This is a genomic window from Micromonospora sp. WMMD1082, assembly GCF_029626175.1.
Classification (GTDB): Bacteria; Actinomycetota; Actinomycetes; order Mycobacteriales; family Micromonosporaceae; genus Micromonospora.
This window is the reverse complement of sequence record NZ_JARUBM010000002.1, coordinates 1,964,276-1,982,639: the sequence shown is the minus strand read 5'-3', so window position 1 is coordinate 1,982,639 and position 18,364 is coordinate 1,964,276. Positions and strand designations below refer to the sequence as shown.

Here is an 18,364-nt window from a genome sequence, read left to right as displayed (position 1 = left end):
CGATGGGCGTGTCGGCGAGCGACAATGGCCCGGTTGCCCGCCACATCGATCCCCGGGGAGTCCACCGTGTCGCTGCCCCCGCTCGTCGAACCCGCCGCCGAGCTGACCGTTGACGAGATCCGCCGCTACTCGCGTCACCTGATCATCCCCGACGTCGGCGTCACCGGGCAGAAGCGGCTGAAGAACGCCCGGGTGCTCTGCGTCGGCGCCGGTGGCCTCGGTTCCCCCGCCCTGCTGTACCTGGCCGCCGCCGGGGTCGGCACGCTCGGCATCATCGACTTCGACACCGTCGACGAGTCCAACCTCCAGCGCCAGGTCATCCACGGCGTCTCCGATGTCGGCCGGTCCAAGGCCGAGTCGGCCGCGGCGAGCATCCGCGAGATCAACCCGCTGGTCAACGTCGAGATCCACAACACCGCGCTGGACCGGGACAACGTCCGCGAGATCTTCGCCCAGTACGACCTGATCGTCGACGGCACCGACAACTTCGCCACCCGGTACATGGTCAACGACGCGGCGGTGCTGCTCAACAAGCCGTACGTCTGGGGGTCGATCTACCGGTTCGACGGCCAGGCCTCGGTGTTCTGGGCCGAGCACGGCCCCTGCTACCGCTGCCTCTACCCGGAGCCGCCGCCGCCCGGCATGGTCCCCTCCTGCGCGGAGGGCGGCGTGCTCGGCGTGCTCTGCGCCTCGATCGGCTCGATCCAGGTCAACGAGGCGATCAAGCTGCTCGCCGGCATCGGCGAGCCGCTGGTCGGCCGGCTGATGGTCTACGACGCCCTGGAGATGAGCTACCGCAAGATCAAGGTACGCAAGGACCCGAACTGCGTGCTCTGCGGCGAGAACCCGACCCTCACCGACCTGCTGGAGGACTACGAGGACTTCTGCGGCGCGGTCTCGGTCGAGGCCCAGGAGGCGACGCTCGACGCGACCATCACCGCGGCCGAGCTGAAGGAGTGGCAGGACGCCGGCAAGGACATCTTCCTCGTCGACGTGCGGGAGCCGGCCGAGTACGAGATCGTCCGCATCCCCGGCGCGACCCTGATCCCCAAGGGCGAGATCCTCTCCGGCGAGGCGCTGTCCAAGCTCCCGCAGGACCGGCAGATCGTGCTGCACTGCAAGTCCGGCGTCCGCTCCGCCGAGGCGCTGGCCGCGTTGAAGGCGGCCGGTTTCCGCGACGCGGTGCACGTGCAGGGCGGCGTGCTCTCCTGGATCAAGCAGATCGATCCGTCGCTGCCCGCGTATTAGCCGATCCCACCTGCCCGTCCTACCGAGGCGGGATCACGTTGCCGCCGGTAGCGTGGCCGCCGTGGTCGACATCGACGCCGCGATCGGGTTCGTGGTGGCACACGGGGACGCGGTGGAGCGTGCCCGTCTGTCCTGGTTGCGTACGGGCGCGCCACCACCGCCGGAGCTGCTCGACAGCGCCGAGGTCGGCCAGACCCTGGGCGGTGGCTGGCCGGCGTCCTGGGGCGACGAGGTGGCATCCGTCGACGCGACCTGCTTCCGCCTCACCGAACTGGACGACCTCGGTGCGCTGAGCCGCCCGAGCGCCCGCCGCGCGCTGGACTGGCTCGCCGCCGCCCAGCAACGCGACGGCTGCTGGGAGGAGGACCCGGCGCTGGCGGACACCGCCCCCGAGTGGGCCCGCCCCGGTGATCCGGAGGCGCGGCTCTACCTGACCGCCAACGCCGCCTTCTGGCTCACCGTGGCCGGCCTCGACGCCCGGGCCGCCGGCCCCCTCGACCACCGGGTCGGCGGGGCGTACGCCGGCGTGGTGCAGGCCGCCAGCCAGGCGCTCGCCGCGCACCTGCGCCCCGACGGCAGCTGGCCGTCCTTCCTGGCCGCCGGGTGGCTGAGCGCGGCGGTGCTGCACCGGCAGCAGTTGTTCTACGAGTCGGCACAGATCAAGGCGGTGCTCGCCGAGCGGGTTCCGCAGGTGTCCGCGGCCGACGCCGGCTGGCTCGCCTCGACGCTGCGCCGGGTCGGTGTCGACGAGCAGGAGTGGACCATGGTGGCGGCCCGCCGCAGGCTCACCGAGACGCAGCGCAGCGACGGCGGGTGGAGCAGCGACGACGGCCATCAGTTCGACGTGCACGCCACCCTCGCCGTCATCCGCGCCTTCCGCTGACCGGACAGGGGTGGGTCAGCGGAGGTGGCCGGTGCCGGTGACGACGTACTTGGTGCTGGTCAGCTCGGGGAGGCCCATGGGGCCGCGAGCGTGCAGCTTCTGGGTGGAGATGCCGATCTCGGCACCGAAGCCGAACTCACCGCCGTCGGTGAACCGGGTCGAGGCGTTGACCATCACGGCCGCCGAGTCCACCCGGGCCACGAACTCCCGGGCGGCCGACTGCGAGTCGGTGACGATCGCCTCGGTGTGGCCGCTGCCGTACCGCCGGATGTGCGTGACCGCCGCGTCGAGGGAGTCGACGACGGCGGCGGAGATGTCGGCGGCGAGGTACTCAGTGGCGAAGTCCTCGTCGGTGGCGGCGACCACCGCGTCCGAGTACCGTGCCACCCGATCGTCGCCGTGCACGGTCACCCCGGCCTCGGCGAGGGCCGCCAGCGCCGGCGGCAGGAAGGCGTCGGCGACATCGGCGTGCACCAGCAGCGACTCGGCGGTGTTGCAGGTGGACAGTCGCTGCGTCTTGGCGTTCAGCGTGATGGCGACAGCCGTGGCGACGTCGGCCGCGGCGTCCACGTAGACGTGGCAGTTGCCCACCCCGGTCTCGATCACCGGCACGGTCGACTCCTCGACCACCGTGCGGATCAGCGACGCGCCGCCGCGCGGGATCAGCACGTCGACCAGGCCCCGGGCCCGCATCAGCTCCTTGACCGAGTCGCGGGAGGTGGCGTCGAGCAGCTGCACGGCATCGGCCGGCAGGCCGGCGTCGGCGACCGCGTCGCGCAGCACCGACACCAGCGCCGCGTTGGAGTGCGCGGCCGAGGAGGAGCCGCGCAGCAGCGCCGCGTTGCCGGACTTCAGGCAGATGCCGGCGGCGTCCACGGTGACGTTCGGCCGGGCCTCGTAGATGATGCCGACCACGCCGAACGGCACCCGGATCTGCCGCAGCTCCAGGCCGTTGGGCAGGGTCGAACCACGGACCACCTCGCCCACCGGGTCGGGCAGCGCGGCCATCTGGCGCAGCGCGTCGGCGATGCCCGCCACCCGGGGCTCGTCGAGGGCGAGCCGGTCCAGCACGGCCGCGCTCAGCCCGGCCTCGCGCCCGGCAGCCAGGTCCGCCTCGTTCGCGGCCAGGATCTCCGGGGTACGCGCCACCAGCGCGTCGGCCATCGCGTGCAGCGCGGCGTCCTTGGCGGTACGCGTCGCCACGGCCAGCGCCTCCGCCGCCGTACGCGCCCGGCGGGCCTGCTCGCTCACGCTCATCCCATGCTCCTTCACGTGTCGTTGGGTACCGGGCCCTGCTACAGCAGCACCAGGTCGTCGCGGTGGACGACCTCCCGTTCGTACGCCGGGCCGAGCGCCGCGGCGAGGTCGGCGGTGGAGCGCCCGAGCAGGCCGGGCAGCTCGATCGCGTCGTAGTTGACCAGCCCTCGGGCGACCGGCGCGCCGGAGGTGTCGACCAGGTCGACCGGGTCGCCGGCGGTGAACGCCCCGTCCACGGCGGTGATCCCGGCCGGCAGCAACGATTTGCGCCGCCCCACCACCGCGGCGACCGCCCCGGGATCGAGGTGCAGCCGTCCCCGGGGTGCGGTGGCGTGGGCGAGCCAGAACAGCCGGGCGGCGGGTCGCCGGAGGCTGGGGTGGAAGAAGGTGCCGACCGGCTCGCCGGCCAGCGCCGCGACGGCCTGGGCGGCGGAGGTGAGCACCACCGGGATGCCGAACCCGGTGGCGATCCGGGCCGCCTCCACCTTGGTCACCATGCCGCCGGTGCCGACACCCGAGCGCCCGGCCCCGCGCAGGTCGACGCCGGCCAGATCCGCCTCGTCGCGTACCTCCGCGATGCGGCGGGAACCGGGGCGCGACGGGTCGCCCGTCCAGAGCGCGTCGACATCGGAGAGGAGCACCAGCAGTTCGGCGTCGACCAGCGCGGCCACCAGCGCGGCCAGCCGGTCGTTGTCGCCGAACCGGATCTCCTCGGTGGCGACCGTGTCGTTCTCGTTGACGATCGGCACCGCCCGCAGGTCGAGCAGCTTGCGCAGGGTGCGGTACGCGTTGCGGTAGTGGGCTCGCCGGGTCACGTCGTCGACGGTGAGCAGCACCTGGCCGACGGTACGGCCGTGCCGGGCGAAGGCGGCCGCGTACCGCCCGATCAGCAGGCCCTGGCCGACGCTGGCGGCGGCCTGCTGGGTGGCCAGGTCGCGCGGGCGCCGGGCCAGGCCGAGCGGGGCGAGGCCGGCGGCGATCGCGCCCGAGGAGACCAGCACCACCTCGCGTCCGTCGGCCGTCCGCCTGCCGAGGGCGTCGACCAGCGCGTCGACCCGCCCGTCGTCCAACCCGCCGGTGGCGGTGGTCAACGAGGAGGATCCGATCTTGACGACGACCCGCCGGGCCGCCGTGACTGCGTCGCGCACCCGCCTATTCTGCGCCGTCGCCGCGACGCGGCCCGTCGGCGTTCCCATACTCTGGCAGCTTGTGACACCTGACGAGTACGTCGAGGCGGTGCTGGAGTTGGTCGACCGGATCCCGCCCGGCCGCGTGATGTCGTACGGGGCGGTGGCCGACGCGCTCGCCGAGCGCTCCGGCCGGACGTCGGCCCGGCTGGTCGGAGCGATCATGGCCCGGCACGGTGGTGGCGCACCCTGGCACCGGGTGGTCAACGCCTCCGGTGGCATGCCGCCCCGGCTCAGCGCCGAGGCCCGGGCGCGGTGGCTCGCCGAGGGTACGCCGCTGCGCCAGGACCGGGTGGACATGCGGGCGGCCGGCTGGTGGCCCGGTGAGGGGATGTGACCGGCAGCCAAACGTGAGTAACATTCGGTGCCATGAGCGCGCCGCCGGGTGGATCCGGCTACCCACCCGTCGCCAGTTCGACCGGGGTGCGACCCACGCCGACCCCGGCAGGACTGCCGCGCGGGGTGCACGCCGGCTACGCGCTCGGCTCGCTAGCCACCGGGGCGTTCGGCACCGTGCCGGGGCTGTTGCTGCTGCCGTACCTCACCGACACCCTCGGGGTGGCGGCCGGGGTGGCGGCCCTGCTGGTGCTGCTGCCGAAGGCGTGGGACGTGCTGGTCAACCCGGTCGCCGGGCGGATCTCCGACCGCACCCGGTCGCGCTGGGGCGCCCGTCGGCCGTACCTGCTGATCGGCGGGTTGGCCCTGGCCGTGCTGTTCGGGGCGATCTTCGCCGCGCCGTTCGGCGCCGGCCCCGCCGCCGGTGCGTACGTCGCGGTCGCCTTCCTGGCCACCGCCACCGCGTTCGCCTTCTTCCAGGTGCCGTACGTGGCGATGCCGGCCGAGCTGACCAGCGACTACGCCGAACGTACCCGGCTGATGACCTGGCGGATCGCGGTGCTGGCGCTGGCCATCCTGGTCTCCGGTGCGGTGGCCCCGCTGGTGCGCGACGCAGCCGGTGGGGGTGTCCCGGGACACCGCTGGATGGGCCTGTTCGTGGCCGCCCTCATCGCGCTGGGCGCGGTCGGCGCCTTCCTCGGTACCCGCTCCGCCCCGCAGGGCGTGGTCGGGGAGAGCGAGCCCAGCCTGCGTGCCCAGCTCGCCGTCGCCGGTCGCAACCGGCCGTTCCGGGTGCTGCTGCTCTGCTTCGTGGTGCAGTCCGCCGGCGTGGCGACGATCCTCGCCGGCGTCCAGTACTTCGCCGACCAGATCCTGCGCGACTCGGCGACCGGCCCGACGGTCCTGTTCGTCTGCTTCGTCGGGCCGGCCCTGGTGGTGATGCCGCTCTGGTCCCGGGTGGGTGCCCGGCTGGGCAAGCTCGCCGGCCTGGTGACCGCCTCGCTGATCCTGGCCACCGGCGGGCTGGCGCTGGTCGCCGCGCCGGTGCTGCCCACCGCCGTGATCTACCTGCTGGTCGCGGTGATCGGTGTCGGGTACGCCGGACAGCAGGTGTTCGCGCTGGCCATGCTGCCGGACTGCATCGCGTACGACACCGCGCGCACCGGGCGCCGGCAGGCCGGCGTCTTCACCGGGGTGTGGACGGCCGGCGAGACCTTCGGGCTGGCCCTCGGCCCCGGCATCTACGGCCTGGTGCTCGCCCTGACCGGTTACGTCTCCTCCACCACCGGCACCGCCGCCGCGCAGTCCGACTCCGCCCGCCTCGGCGTCCTGCTCGGCTTCACCGTCCTGCCCGCCCTCCTGATCGCCCTGCCCACCCTCCTCCTGCGCCCCTACGACCTGACCCCCACCCGCCTAGCCACCCTCCCCACCGCCCCCGCCTCCCTCGCCGATCATCGAGTTGTCGCCGGGACGGAAGCCGCCGAACAGCACGGAAAGGGCGCCATCACTCCATGATCGACGAAGACCGGTCGGCATTGCCGACGCACGGGGTACCGGCGGAGCGGGTGCTGGCGGAGGTCCGCGAGCTGCGGGCGATGGACCGGCCGACGCACGGGGGGCGGCTGTTCGCGTACGTCTACGACCCGGCCGTGCCCGGGTTGGACGACCTCGCCGGCGCGGCGTACGCCGAGAGCGCCCACGTCAACGGGCTCGACCCGACCGCCTTTCCCTCGCTGCTGGCGATGGAGAACGCGCTGGTGGGCGCGGCGGTGCGGCTGCTGGGCGGTGGGCCTGGCACCAGCGCACCGGACGCGGTCGGCAGCGTCACCAGCGGCGGCACCGAGTCACTCATCCTGGCCGTGAAGGCGGCCCGGGACGCCCGGCCGGACATCGCGGCGCCCCGGATCGTGGTGCCGGCCAGCGCCCATGCCGCGTTCGCCAAGGCGGCCCACTACCTGCGGGTGGAACTCGATCCGGTGCCGCTGGACCCGGAGACCCTGCGGCCGGCGGTCGCCGACGTGGCCGCCGCGATCCGGCCGGAGACCGTGCTGGTGGCCTGCTCCGCATCCTCGTACGCGCACGGCGTCGTCGACCCCGTCGAGCGGATCGCCGAGGTGGCCGCCGCCGCCGGGGTCCGCTGCCACGTGGACGCCTGCTTCGGCGGCTGGACCCTGCCGTACCTGCGCCGCCTCGGCGTGCCGGTGCCCGCGTTCGACCTCGCCGTGCCCGGGGTCACCTCGATCTCGGTGGACCTGCACAAGTACGCGTACGCCCCGAAGGGCGTGTCGGTGCTGCTGCACCGGGATCCGGGGCTGCGCGCCCCGCAGTACTTCGCGTACGCCGACTGGCCCGGGTACACGATGATCAACCCGGTGATCGCGTCCACCCGCTCGGGCGGTCCGATCGCCGCCGCGTACGCGACCCTGCGGCACCTCGGCGACGACGGCTACCTGGAGCTGACCCGGCGGACCTGGGCGGCGGTGCGGGCACTGGCCGACGCGGTGCGCGGCGTCGACGGGCTGCGGCTGGTCGCCGAACCGGAGTCGACCGTGGTCTGCTTCACCGCCACCGACTCCGGGCCCGACCTGTTCGTGCTGGTCGACGAGCTGGCCGGGCGCGGCTGGCACACCCAACCCCAGCTGACGTACGCCGGCCTGCCGCGCAGCGTGCACTTGACGGTGACCGCCGCGGTGGCGCCCCGGGTGGCCGAGTTCGGCCCCGCCCTGGCCGAGGCGGTGACGGCGGCCAGGGCGGCCGGGCCGGTCGCGCTGCCGCCGGAGCTGCTCGCCCTGGCCGGCTCGCTCTCCCCGGAGGCCCTCACCGCGGACCTGGTCGCCGGCCTGGCCGCCGGGCTGGGCCTCGCTGGCGGCGACGGCGGTGCGTTACCGGACCGGATGGCGCCGGTGAACACACTGCTGGACGCGGCCCCGCCGGCGCTGCGGGAACGACTGCTGGTGGAGTTCGTCAGCCTGCTGCAACGCCCGACCTACTGACCGCCGCCCAGCCCGCTCGGCCGCCCGCGGTTCGGCGTCCGGTGGCTGTGGTTGACTGTCGGGGACGGGAAGGGGAGCGGTCGTGCAGCTGCCTGCGGTGCTCGGCGAGCCGATCCGGTTCGTGCTCAACTGGGGCCGGCGTTACTCGCTCTGGGTCTTCAACTTCGGGCTGGCCTGCTGCGCGATCGAGTTCATCGCGACCAGCATGTCCCGGCACGACTTCATGCGGCTCGGGGTGATCCCGTTCGCGCACGGGCCCCGCCAGGCCGACCTGATGGTGGTCTCCGGCACGGTCACCGACAAGATGGCCCCGGCGATCAAGCGGCTCTACGACCAGATGCCCGAGCCGAAGTACGTCATCTCGTTCGGCGCCTGCTCCAACTGCGGCGGCCCGTACTGGGACTCGTACTCGGTGACCAAGGGCGTCGACCAGCTGATCCCGGTCGACGTCTACGTGCCCGGCTGCCCGCCCCGGCCGGAGGCACTACTGCACGGCATCCTCCGCCTACAGGAGAAGATCGCGGCCGAGCAGTCCGGCATCGGTGGCGTGCCCCGCACCGACCTGCTCGCCCCGCCGATCGACGCCGCACCACTCGACGTCTCGCCGGTCGACGCGGTACCGGCCGACGCCGCGACCGGTCGCGGCGTTCCGCCGCGGTCCGCCGACTCGCTCACCGCCCCGCCCGTACGCCCGCCGACCGCCGGAGCCTGACCCCGACCGCCCTGCGGTGCCGGGGACGGGTCGGCGGGGCGTTCACGACCTGCGGTAACTCGGGCTATCTCGCCGGTGGGAAAGCCGTACATGCCGCATCTCGTGACCGGAGACCCGGACCGGGAGGCGGTGACCGGGGTGGGCGGGTCACGCGGCGAAGTCGAGGACCACCTTGATGTCGTGCGGGCCGGGTGAGTAGGCGGCGGCGTACTCGGCCAGCGGCACCCGGCGGGTGATCAGCGAGCCGAGCCAGGCGTGGTCGGCCTTGGACAGCGCCTCGGCGGCGCCCTCCCAGTGCCGCCGGTTGGCGTTCACCGAGCCGAAGACGACGTTGTTCTCCAGGACGAGGGTGCGGTTGAGCGCTCCCGCGTCGAAGTCGATCGTCCGGCCGCCGCTGGAGACGCCGGCCAGGCAGACGATCCCGTTGGGACCAACCTTGCACATGGCCTCCAGGACGACCACCGGTGCGCCGGTGCACTCGACGATGACGTCCGGTTCGAGGTCGAGCTGATCGAGCGGTCCGGAGTGGTACGTCGCGCCGAGCGCGCCGGCCAGCGCGGGCTTCGGGCCCTCGGTCGCCAGGTCGAGCACGTGCACGGAGAGTCCACGCTGGCTGGCCAACAGCGCGCCGAGCAGGCCGATCGGCCCGGCACCGGTGATCAGCGCCGTGCGCGGCTGCCACTCCGCCCGCTGGCCGATCCGGTCGACGTGGTCCCACGCCTTGATCATCACGCTGGTCGGTTCGAGCAGCATGCCGACCTCGGCCAGGGTCGGATCGAGCCCCACCGCGAAACGCGGTTGCAGCCGCCACCGCTCGCGGGCGAAGCCCGGCAGGGCCTTGATGCCGTGCTCGGTGAACATGCCGTTGCGGCACATGTCCCACTCGCCGATGGCGCAGTTCGGGCAGGGCATCGGATCGGGATGCCGGACGATCCCGGCCACCAGGTCACCGGCTTGCAGCGTGCCGGTGGGGTCCTCCAGCACCCGGCCCAGCGACTCGTGCCCGAGCACCAGGGTGTCGCTGCCGGGCGGTGCCTCGCCGTACTGCCCCTCGATGATCTCGATATCGGTCCCGCAGACGCCGACCGAGACGGCCTCCACCAGGATCGGGCCCTCCTCGTGGGCCGGCTCCGGGTAGTCGTCGAGCAGCCGCAGCGAGCCGGGCACTCCGGGGATGACAGTCACAGCGCGCACGGGTCCATCCTGGTGGTCAGCGGTGGGCCGCCACCGGCAAAGCCGGGATCGTCACCCGGCCGCGTACCGGGGCGGGCGCGGTCGGTGGCCCACGGCCCCCGGCCCGTCTCCCCGGTCTCTGCCGGCCGTGCCGGCCACCGTGGACGCCCGCCGGACCCGCCACCCGGGCCCCGTCTCGGCTCGACGTGATCCAGGCGGCAGGCCATAGGATCAGCGACATGACACCGGAAGAGGTCGGCGAGCGGCTCGTCGCGTTGCTCGCGCCCGTCGAGGCGACCGCGACGGTCTCCGGCGGTCAGGTGCATGCCCGCGCCACCGTCGACGTGCCCGCGCACGCCTGGCGGGCGGCACTGCTGGCCGCTCGGGACGACACCGACCTGGCCTGCGACTACTTCGACTGGCTCTCGGCCGTCGACGAGGTGGCCGAGGGCTTCGACGTGGTGGCCCACCTCTGGTCCATCCGGCATCGGCACGGCGTACTGCTGCGGGCCCGGCTGCCCCGGGAGACGCCGACGGTCGACTCGGTGGTGGCGGTCTACCCGGGCGCCGCCTGGCACGAGCGGGAGACCCACGAGATGTTCGGCATCGACTTCGCCGGGCACGCCGACCTGCGACCACTGCTGCTGCCGCCGGAGTTCGAGGGTCATCCGCTACGCAAGGAGTTCGTGCTCGCCTCGCGGGTGGCCAAGCCATGGCCGGGGGCGAAGGAACCGGGCGAGTCGCAGGCCGGCGGTGGGCGGCGGCCGATCCGGCCGCCGGGCGTACCGGCACCGGGGGAGTGGGGGACCACCCCGACCCCGGCGGGAGCCGGTGGCGTCGGGGAGGGCCCGCGCGGCGGCACCCCGGCCCGCCCCGGCCGGGAGCGACCCGCCCGCCCGGCACCGGGCGCGCGGCCACCGCGTGCGGAACCCGATGAGGGGGGTACGCCCTGATGCCGCTCTGGCTGGAGCTGGTGATCCGGATCGGCGGGGTGTTGGCCGCCTTCCTCGTGCTGCCGCTGCTGGTGGGGCAGGCGGAACACAAGGTGATGGCGCACATGCAGGGTCGGCTCGGGCCGATGTACGCGGGCGGGTTCCACGGCTGGGCACAGTTGATCGCCGACGGGGTGAAGTTCGTGCAGAAGGAGGACGTCACCCCGCGCGCGGCGGACCGGCCGGTGTTCCGGCTGGCACCGGCGGTGGCACTGTTGCCGTACCTGCTGGCCCTGCTGGTGATCCCGCTCGGCCCGAACGACCTGGTCGGGCAGCCGCTGGACATCGGCCTGTTCTTCGTGCTGGCGGTGGTCGGCGTGGGCGTGCTGGCCGTGCTCATGTCGGCCTGGGCCTCCGCCAACAAGTACAGCCTCCTCGGTGGGCTGCGGGGCGCCGCCCAGCTGCTCGGCTACGAACTGCCGCTGGTGCTGGCCGCCGCGTCGGTGGCGATGGCCGCCGGCACGCTCAGCCTGTCCGGCATCGTCGAGGCGTGGCAGCCGTGGTGGCTGATCTGGCAGGCCCCGGCGATGGTGGTCTTCTTCATCGCCGGTCTGGCCGAGATCCGCCGCCCGCCGTTCGACATGCCGGTGGCCGACTCCGAGCTGGTCTTCGGCTATCTGACCGAGTACACCGGCCTGCGCTTCGCGTTCCTGCTGCTGGCCGAGTACGCCGGCATCGTGGTGATCGCCGCGCTCACCACCGTGCTCTTCCTCGGTGGCTGGCAGGGCCCGTTCGCCGACGCGCAGCTCGGCTGGCTCTGGACGCTACTCAAGGTCGCCGCCGTCAGTTTCGTGATCATCTGGCTCCGGGTCTCCTACCCCCGCCTCCGCGAGGACCAGCTCCAACGCCTCTGCTGGCTGGTCCTGGTCCCCACCGCCCTGGCCCAGTTGGTCCTCACCGCCACCCTCCGCACCACCCTCTAACCCCACCCCAGTCCTCCGTTGATCATGAGGTTAGCGGGCGATTTGATCTCTAAACCGCCCGCTAACCTCATGATCAACTGGGCAACGCCGGGAGGGGGGTGTGGGTGGGGGGTACCCGCTCGGTGGGGGGTGGGGGTGGTGGGGGAGTGCCGGTGCCGAAGGGGCGGCTGCCGAGGGCCTCGCGGTCGTGCGGGGTGAGCCAGTTGGACAGGTCGGGGCCGAGGGGCACCACGGCGGTCGGGTTGATGTCCCGGTGCACCTCGTAGTAGTGCCGCTTGATGTGGTCGTAGTCGATCGTGTCGCCGAAGCCGGGAGTCTGGAACAGGTCCCGGGCGTACGCCCACAGCACGGGCATCTCGCTCAGTTTCTGCCGGTTGCACTTGAAGTGGCCGTGGTAGACCGCATCGAAGCGGACCAGCGTGGTGAACAGCCGCACGTCGGCCTCGGTGATCGTCTCGCCGACCAGGTAACGCTGCCCGGCCAGCCGCTCACGGAGCCAGTCGAGCCGGTCGAACAACCGGTGGTACGCCTTCTCGTACGCCTCCTGGCTGCCCGCGAAGCCGCATCGGTAGACGCCGTTGTTGACGTCGGCGAAGACCACCGCGTTGACCTCGTCGATCTCGGCGCGCAGCTGTTCCGGATACAGCTGCGGAGCCCCGGAACGGTGGTACTCGGTCCACTCGGTGGACAGGTCCAGACTCATCTGGGCGTAGTCGTTGGTCACCACCTGCCCGGTCGGCACATCCACGAGCGCCGGCACGGTGATGCCGCGCGGGTAGTCCGGGTAGCGGGCGAGGTACGCCTCCTGGATGCGCTCGATGCCGAGCACCGGATCCCGCCCGTCGGGGTCGAGGTCGAAGGTCCAGCTCCGCGCGTCGTGGGTCGGGCCGGCCACGGCCATCGAGATCGCGTCCTCCAGGCCGAGCAGCCGGCGTACGATGATCAATCGGTTGGCCCAGGGGCAGGCCCGGCTCACGGCCAGCCGGTACCGTCCGGGCTCGACCGGGTAGCCGTCCCGCCCGTCGGCGGTGATCCGGGTGGTGATGTAGTTCTGGTCCCGGTTGAACTCGCCGCCCGGCTCGACGTACTTTCCGCCGCTGCCCGTGTCGCCCTCGCCCATGTCGCCCCCAAGGTGTGCCGAGTCGTCCTCGGCTCCATCATGGCGGATCTTCGGCCGACCGGCCCGGCAGCGTCGAGATGCCTCACGCCCGGTGCCGGATAGTCGCCGTGCAGCGCGGCGATCATTGACGGGTCCTTTCCGGTGTGTCGTTCTCTCCCATGGTCACGGTACTACCACCGACCTCCGGGGGGTGGTCGCGCGCGCCCGGGCCACAGGGCAGGATGTTCGGCATGAGCGAGCGAAGCGAGCCGGCCGGCCTGCCCGGCAGCGGCCTGGTCAAGGGGCTGGCGGTCACGCTCAAGACGATGACGAAGCGCTCCACCACCCGGCAGTACCCGGACGTCGCCCCCGATCTGCCGCCCCGCTCGCGCGGGGTGATCGCGCTGCTGGAGGAGAACTGCACGGTCTGCATGCTCTGCGCCCGCGAGTGTCCGGACTGGTGCATCTACATCGACTCGCACAAGGAGGAGGTGGCGGTGCCCGGCGCCGCCCGCCCCCGCCAGCGCAACGTGCTCGACCGGTTCGACATCGACTTCTCGCTCTGCATGTACTGCGGCATCTGCATCGAGGTCTGCCCCTTCGACGCGCTCTACTGGTCCCCCGAGTTCGAGTACGCCGAGTACGACATCAAGGATCTGCTGCACGACAAGGATCACCTGGGCGAGTGGATGGCGACCGTGCCGCCGCCGCCCGCGCACGACCCGAACGGCGAACCGGCCAAGGAGGAGACCGCCGCCGCGCGCAAGGCCGCGGTTCCCGCCGCCCCCGCCGCCCGCCCGACCGCCCCGGCGGTACGCCCCGAGCCCCGTACCGCCCCCCGCCCGGCCGCCCGCCGCGACGGCACACCCGCCCCCGACGACGGCACGTCCACCGCAGCGGGTGACGGCACGCCCGCCGCCGCAGGCGATGGCGCTCCCCCGGCCGGCGGTGGCACATCCGGCACCGGCGACGGCGGCACGCCCACGGCCGGCGACGGTGACCCGCCCACGGCCGGCGGTACGGGCGCTCCGGCGGCCGACGACGAAGGCACTCCCGCGTGACCGGGGTGGACGCGCTGCTGCTCGCCCTCGGCGCGGTGGCGGTCGGCTCGGCGGCGCTGGTGGTGGCGACGAAGCACCTGGTCCGCGCCGGGCTCTACCTGGTGGTCTGCCTCGGCGCCGTGGCCGGCATGTACCTCGTGCTCGCCGCCGAGCTGGTCGCCTGGGTGCAGGTGCTGATCTACGTCGGTGCGGTGGTGGTGCTGCTGCTGTTCGCCGTGATGCTGACCCGGGCGCCGATCGGCGCCTCGGACGATCTGGACCGCCCCGGATGGCCGGCCGCGCTGATCGGCGGCGGGGCGGGGCTCGGGCTGGCGGCACTGCTGGTCGACGCGTACCGCTGGACGAGGGTGGACCTGCCCGAGGCGGGCAGCGCCGAACGCATCGGTGAGCAGGTCTTCAGCAGCTGGGTGCTGCCCTTCGAGGTGCTCTCGGTGCTGCTGCTGTCGGCGCTGGTCGGCGCCATCGTGCTCTCCCGCCCCGACATCGGCGACGGGGGGCGGTCGCGGTGAGACCCGTCATCCCGTACGTCACGGCCGCGCTCCTCTTCGGCCTCGGCGTGTACGGCGTGCTGCGCCGGCGCAACGCGGTGCTGGTGCTGATGGCCGTCGAGTTGATGCTCAACGCGGTGAACCTGATCCTGGTCACCGCCGACACCACGGCGAGGGCGGTGCTGCCACACGGTGGGCAGGTCTTCGCCCTCTTCGTGATCGTGCTGGCCGCCGCCGAGATCGGCGTGGGGCTGGCGATCGTGCTCCAGCTCTACCGGATGCGGGCCAGCGTCGCCGTCGACGAGATCCCGCTGGCCGAGCGCCCCGCCCACGCGCCGGTGCCGATCGCGGCCGCCCCGATCATCGCCGCCCCGATCGCCGCCGGTTCGACCGGCCCCGGTGACGAGCCGGAGGGCCACCGGTGAACACTGCGACGCTGCTGGGCGCGCTGCTGCCGCTCGTACCGATGGCCGCCGGCCTGGCCGGCCTGCTGCTGCCACCGTCGCCGCGCGGCGCGACCACCGGTCAGGACACCGCCCGCCGCGCGGCCATCGCCCTCGGGGTGGCCGGCGCGACGGGCGCGCTCGCCCTGGCGGTGGCCCTGCTGGTCACCCTGGACGGCCCGGCCGAGTCCTCGACCACCTGGATCGACCTGGGCGGGCTCACCGTCACCCTCGGGGTACGCCTCGACGGCGCCGCCGCGCTGGTCGCCGTCGCGGTCACCACGGTCGCGCTGGCCGTGCAGGTCTACTCGACCGGCTACCTCAAGCGCGGGCCGCACGACGACGTGGACGTCGACCACCGCTACCCGCCGTACGCGGCCCAGATCAGTCTCTTCACCGCCGCCATGCTGCTGGTGGTGGTCTCCGGGGACCTGATCCTGCTGCTGGTCGGCTGGGAGGTGATGGGGCTCTGCTCGTACCTGCTCATCGCCCACGACCGGCGGCTGCCGGAGGCGCCCGCCGCGGCCATGAAGGCGTTCCTGGTGACCCGCGTCGGCGACGTCGGTTTCCTGCTGGGCATCGCCCTGCTCGGCGTCTCGGCGGGCAGCTTCCGGATCGCCGACGTGCTCGCCCACGACCACGGCACCGGCACGCTCACCGCCGCCTGCCTGCTGCTGCTCGCCGGGGTGGCCGGCAAGAGCGCCCAGTTCCCGCTGCACACCTGGCTGCCCGACGCGATGGCCGGCCCCACCCCGATCTCCGCGCTGATCCACGCCGCGACCATGGTCGCCGCCGGCGTGTACGCGGTCACCCGGCTCGGGCCGCTCTTCGCGGCCACCCCCATCGCGCTGGCCGTGCTCGGCGTGATGGCCTCGATCACCCTGCTGCTCGGCGCGCTCGCGGCCACCGCGCAGGACGACATCAAGCGGGTGCTGGCCTGGTCCACGGTCTCCCAGATCGGCTACATGACCGGGGCGCTCGCGGTCGGCTCGCCGCCCGCCGCCCTGTTCCACCTGCTCACCCACGCCGCGTTCAAGGCGCTGCTCTTCCTCGCCGCCGGTGCGGTGATCCACGCCGTCGGCACCACGCTGATGTCCCGGATGGGCGGGCTGCGGCACAGCATGCCGGTCACCTTCTGGTGCACCGTGGTCGGGCTCGGCGCGCTGGCCGGCGTACCGCCGCTGTCCGGTTTCTGGAGCAAGGAGGGCGTCCTCGCCGCCGCCGAGGGCGCCGCGCTGCACGGCGACGGGCCGGCGCCCGCCTGGGTGGGCTGGCTGGTCTGGCTCGCCGGGCTGGTCGGCGTCGTCCTCACCGCCTGGTACGCCACCCGGCTGCTGCTGCGGACCTTCTTCGGCGCGACCCGCATCCCGCTGGCCCACCCGCACGACCCGCCCGCGGTGCTCCGCTGGCCGGTGCTGGCGCTGGCCGTACCGGCGGCCCTGCTCGGCCTGGCCGGTTTCCCGGGCTGGTTCTCCACCCAACTGCAACGCACCCGGCCGGTCGACCCCGAGGCGATCTCCGACCTGATGCCGCTGGGAGGGCTGATCCACCTCACCCCGGCCGTGCTGCTGCCGCTGGCGCTGCTGCTGGTCGGGGTCGGGCTGGCCTGGGCGGGATGGCGGCGGGACCGCGCTGCCGATCCGGCGGTCGCGCTGGGTCCGCTGCGGCCGGTCTTCGCCCGCGCGTTCCGGCTCGACGACGTCCAGCACGCCCTGCTGGTACGTCCGACGACCGCGCTGGGCCGGCTGGCGCGCGCGGCCGACGAGCGGGTGGTGGACGGCGCGGTCACCGGCACCGGGCGGGCCGCCCGGGCCCTCGGTGGCGGCCTGGACGGCCTGCACCGGGCGGCCCTGCCCCGCGCCGCCGCCGCGGTGCTCGCTGGCGCGCTGCTGATCGGCCTGGCCGCCGCCCTGATCGGAGGCACAACATGAGCGGGCGAGCGTCAGCGAGCGAGCCGGTGACGGGGACCGGGGTGGTGGCATGACGTTCGGGGAGTTCCTGCTGGTCGCCGTGCTCGCGGTGCCGGCCCTCGGCGCGCTGGCGGTGGCGGCGACGCCCCGCGACCGGGCGGCCCGGCTGGTGGGCACGGTCGCCGCCGGGCTGACCCTGGTCGCGGCGGTGGCCCTGCTGGCCGGCCGGGGCGCGGGCTGGACGGCCTACGGCCCGACCCCGCCGGCCGTGCGCCCCTGGCACGCGGTTGACGTGGCCTGGGTGCCGGGGTTGGATCTGCGCCTGCACCTCGGGGTGGACGGCATCTCCTGGCCGCTGGTGGTGCTGACCGCCCTGCTCACGGTGCTCTGCTGCGGCTACAGCCTCTGGCGGGTGCCGACCGGCGGCAGCGGGCGGGCCCTGGTGGCGCTGCTGCTGGTGGTCGAGGTCGGCATCCTGGGCACCTTCCTCGCCCTCGACCTGGTGCTCTTCTTCCTCTTCTTCGAGGTCGTCCTGCTGCCGATGTACGCGATCATCGTTGGCTGGGGTGGTGACGGCGCCGGCCCGGCGGCGGTTGACGCGCGGCGCCGGGCGGGCCGGAAGTTCGCCCTCTACACCCTGTTCGGCTCGGTGCTGCTGCTGGTCGGGGTGTACGTCGTGGTGGCCGCCGCCGGCACCGCCGACATCGTCGCGCTGACCGGGGACAGCGGGCTGTCCCGCAGCACCCAACTTGTCGCGTTCACCCTGCTCGCGCTGGCCTTCGCGGTGAAGAGCCCGCTCTGGCCGCTGCACTCCTGGCTGCCCGACGCGCACACCCAGGCACCCACGGTCGGCAGCGTGCTGCTCGCCGGGGTGCTGCTCAAGATGGGCACGTACGGCCTGATCCGGGTCGCCGTCGGGGTGGCGCCCGAGGGTGCCCGCTGGGCGGCACCGGTGCTCGGCGTGCTCGCCGTCGCCGCCATCCTGGTCGGCTCGCTGGTCTGCCTGGCGCAGACCGAGCTGAAACGGCTGATCGCGTACTCCAGCGTGGGGCACATGGGCTTCGTGCTGCTCGGGGTAGCCACGCTGACCGCCACCGGCATCCAGGCGGCGCTGATCGGCAACGTCGCGCACGGCATCATCACCGGCCTGCTGTTCTTCCTGGCCGGGGCGATCAAGGACCGGGCACACACCGGCGCCCTGAGCGAGCTGTCCGGGCTGCGGGAGACCGCGCCACGCCTGTCCGGACTGCTCGCGTTCGCGGCGGTCGCCTCGCTGGGGCTGCCCGGGCTGGCCGGCTTCTGGGGTGAGGCGTTCGCCGTGGTGGCCGCCGTCGAGGCCGGCGGCGCGCTCTGGACCACGCTGGCCGTGCTGGCCGCGGTCGGCGGGGCACTGACGGCGGCGTACCTGCTCCGGCTGTTGCGGCGGGTGACGCACGGCCGGCCGACCTCGGCGGTCGCCACGCTCACGCCGGGGCTGGCCGGAGCCGAGCTGATCGCCTGGGCGCCGCTGGTGCTGCTCGCGCTGGCCGTCGGGCTGGCGCCGACCCTGGTGCTGGGCGTCGCCGAAGCCCCCGTCGACGCCCTGGTAGGAGTGCTGCCATGAGCGAACGCGGTGAGCGAATCATGGGGCTCGGTGCGGTGGTGCCTCGTCGCGGCGCC

At 73.7% G+C, this 18,364-nt stretch carries 15 protein-coding genes and 2 pseudogenes; 13 read left to right on the top strand and 4 right to left on the bottom strand.

The window, feature by feature from the left end; genetic code table 11:
* The first annotated feature begins 24 nt into the window (after positions 1 to 24).
* Positions 25 to 1,248 (top strand): adenylyltransferase/sulfurtransferase MoeZ, encoded by a 1,224-nt coding sequence (gene moeZ, locus O7615_RS09375; protein ID WP_278176983.1) that lies wholly within the window; start codon positions 25 to 27, stop codon positions 1,246 to 1,248.
* Positions 1,244 to 2,131, top strand: a complete 888-nt coding sequence (locus O7615_RS09370) for a prenyltransferase/squalene oxidase repeat-containing protein (RefSeq protein ID WP_347405122.1) — start codon at positions 1,244 to 1,246, stop codon at positions 2,129 to 2,131. Before moeZ ends, O7615_RS09370 begins: the two co-directional genes overlap by 5 nt.
* Positions 2,132 to 2,146: 15 nt before the next feature.
* Here the strand turns inward: O7615_RS09370 and O7615_RS09365 are convergent.
* Both O7615_RS09365 and proB read right to left on the bottom strand, forming a co-directional pair.
* Positions 2,147 to 3,409: pseudogene (locus O7615_RS09365) on the bottom strand (glutamate-5-semialdehyde dehydrogenase); the annotation flags it as partial.
* Positions 3,410 to 3,426: 17 nt separating this feature from the next.
* Entirely contained in the window at positions 3,427 to 4,536 is a 1,110-nt protein-coding gene (gene proB, locus O7615_RS09360) for a glutamate 5-kinase (protein ID WP_278176981.1), read from the bottom strand.
* A gap of 61 nt (positions 4,537 to 4,597) precedes the next feature.
* Here proB and O7615_RS09355 point away from each other — a divergent pair, with 61 nt between their 5' ends.
* The 4 genes from O7615_RS09355 to O7615_RS09340 all read left to right on the top strand — a co-directional run bounded on the left by O7615_RS09355 (position 4,598) and on the right by O7615_RS09340 (position 8,616).
* A complete protein-coding gene (locus tag O7615_RS09355) occupies positions 4,598 to 4,912 on the top strand; it encodes an MGMT family protein (RefSeq protein ID WP_278176980.1) in 315 nt (104 codons plus the stop codon).
* 32 nt (positions 4,913 to 4,944) lie between these two features.
* Positions 4,945 to 6,426, top strand: a complete 1,482-nt coding sequence (locus O7615_RS09350) for an MFS transporter (RefSeq protein WP_278176979.1) — start codon at positions 4,945 to 4,947, stop codon at positions 6,424 to 6,426.
* Positions 6,423 to 7,904: an aminotransferase class V-fold PLP-dependent enzyme gene (locus O7615_RS09345; RefSeq protein ID WP_278176978.1), complete on the top strand. Its 1,482-nt coding sequence runs from the start codon at positions 6,423 to 6,425 to the stop codon at positions 7,902 to 7,904. The genes O7615_RS09350 and O7615_RS09345 overlap by 4 nt, the downstream gene beginning before the upstream one ends.
* Before the next feature lie 82 nt (positions 7,905 to 7,986).
* Positions 7,987 to 8,616, top strand: a complete 630-nt coding sequence (locus O7615_RS09340; RefSeq protein ID WP_278176977.1) for an NADH-quinone oxidoreductase subunit B — start codon at positions 7,987 to 7,989, stop codon at positions 8,614 to 8,616.
* Positions 8,617 to 8,763: 147 nt separating this feature from the next.
* On the opposite strand, the gene O7615_RS09335 is transcribed toward O7615_RS09340, so the two are convergent.
* Positions 8,764 to 9,810: a glucose 1-dehydrogenase gene (locus O7615_RS09335; RefSeq protein ID WP_278176976.1), complete on the bottom strand. Its 1,047-nt coding sequence runs from the start codon at positions 9,808 to 9,810 to the stop codon at positions 8,764 to 8,766.
* Between the two features lie 218 nt (positions 9,811 to 10,028).
* Between O7615_RS09335 and O7615_RS09330 the strand changes: the two genes are divergently transcribed.
* On the top strand, positions 10,029 to 10,742 hold the full coding sequence (locus O7615_RS09330) for an NADH-quinone oxidoreductase subunit C (protein ID WP_278176975.1): 714 nt from the start codon (positions 10,029 to 10,031) through the stop codon (positions 10,740 to 10,742).
* Positions 10,742 to 11,704, top strand: a complete 963-nt coding sequence (locus O7615_RS09325) for a complex I subunit 1 family protein (RefSeq protein WP_278176974.1) — start codon at positions 10,742 to 10,744, stop codon at positions 11,702 to 11,704. The genes O7615_RS09330 and O7615_RS09325 overlap by 1 nt, the downstream gene beginning before the upstream one ends.
* A 73-nt stretch (positions 11,705 to 11,777) precedes the next feature.
* Here the strand turns inward: O7615_RS09325 and O7615_RS09320 are convergent, their stop codons facing one another.
* On the bottom strand, positions 11,778 to 12,824 hold the full coding sequence (locus O7615_RS09320) for a glutathione S-transferase C-terminal domain-containing protein (protein ID WP_278176973.1): 1,047 nt from the start codon (positions 12,822 to 12,824) through the stop codon (positions 11,778 to 11,780).
* A gap of 221 nt (positions 12,825 to 13,045) precedes the next feature.
* Between O7615_RS09320 and O7615_RS09315 the strand changes: the two are divergent.
* From O7615_RS09315 to O7615_RS09295, 5 genes and pseudogenes are all read left to right on the top strand, one after another.
* A pseudogene (locus O7615_RS09315) lies at positions 13,046 to 13,654 on the top strand (NADH-quinone oxidoreductase subunit I); the annotation flags it as partial.
* Positions 13,655 to 13,860: 206 nt separating this feature from the next.
* On the top strand, positions 13,861 to 14,373 hold the full coding sequence (locus O7615_RS09310; protein WP_278176971.1) for an NADH-quinone oxidoreductase subunit J: 513 nt from the start codon (positions 13,861 to 13,863) through the stop codon (positions 14,371 to 14,373).
* Entirely contained in the window at positions 14,370 to 14,777 is a 408-nt protein-coding gene (nuoK, locus tag O7615_RS09305) for an NADH-quinone oxidoreductase subunit NuoK (RefSeq protein ID WP_278176970.1), read from the top strand. The genes O7615_RS09310 and nuoK overlap by 4 nt, the downstream gene beginning before the upstream one ends.
* Entirely contained in the window at positions 14,774 to 16,726 is a 1,953-nt protein-coding gene (locus O7615_RS09300) for an NADH-quinone oxidoreductase subunit L (protein ID WP_278176969.1), read from the top strand. The genes nuoK and O7615_RS09300 overlap by 4 nt, the downstream gene beginning before the upstream one ends.
* Positions 16,727 to 16,775: 49 nt before the next feature.
* Entirely contained in the window at positions 16,776 to 18,308 is a 1,533-nt protein-coding gene (locus tag O7615_RS09295) for an NADH-quinone oxidoreductase subunit M (protein WP_278176968.1), read from the top strand.
* Positions 18,309 to 18,364 lie beyond the last annotated feature (56 nt).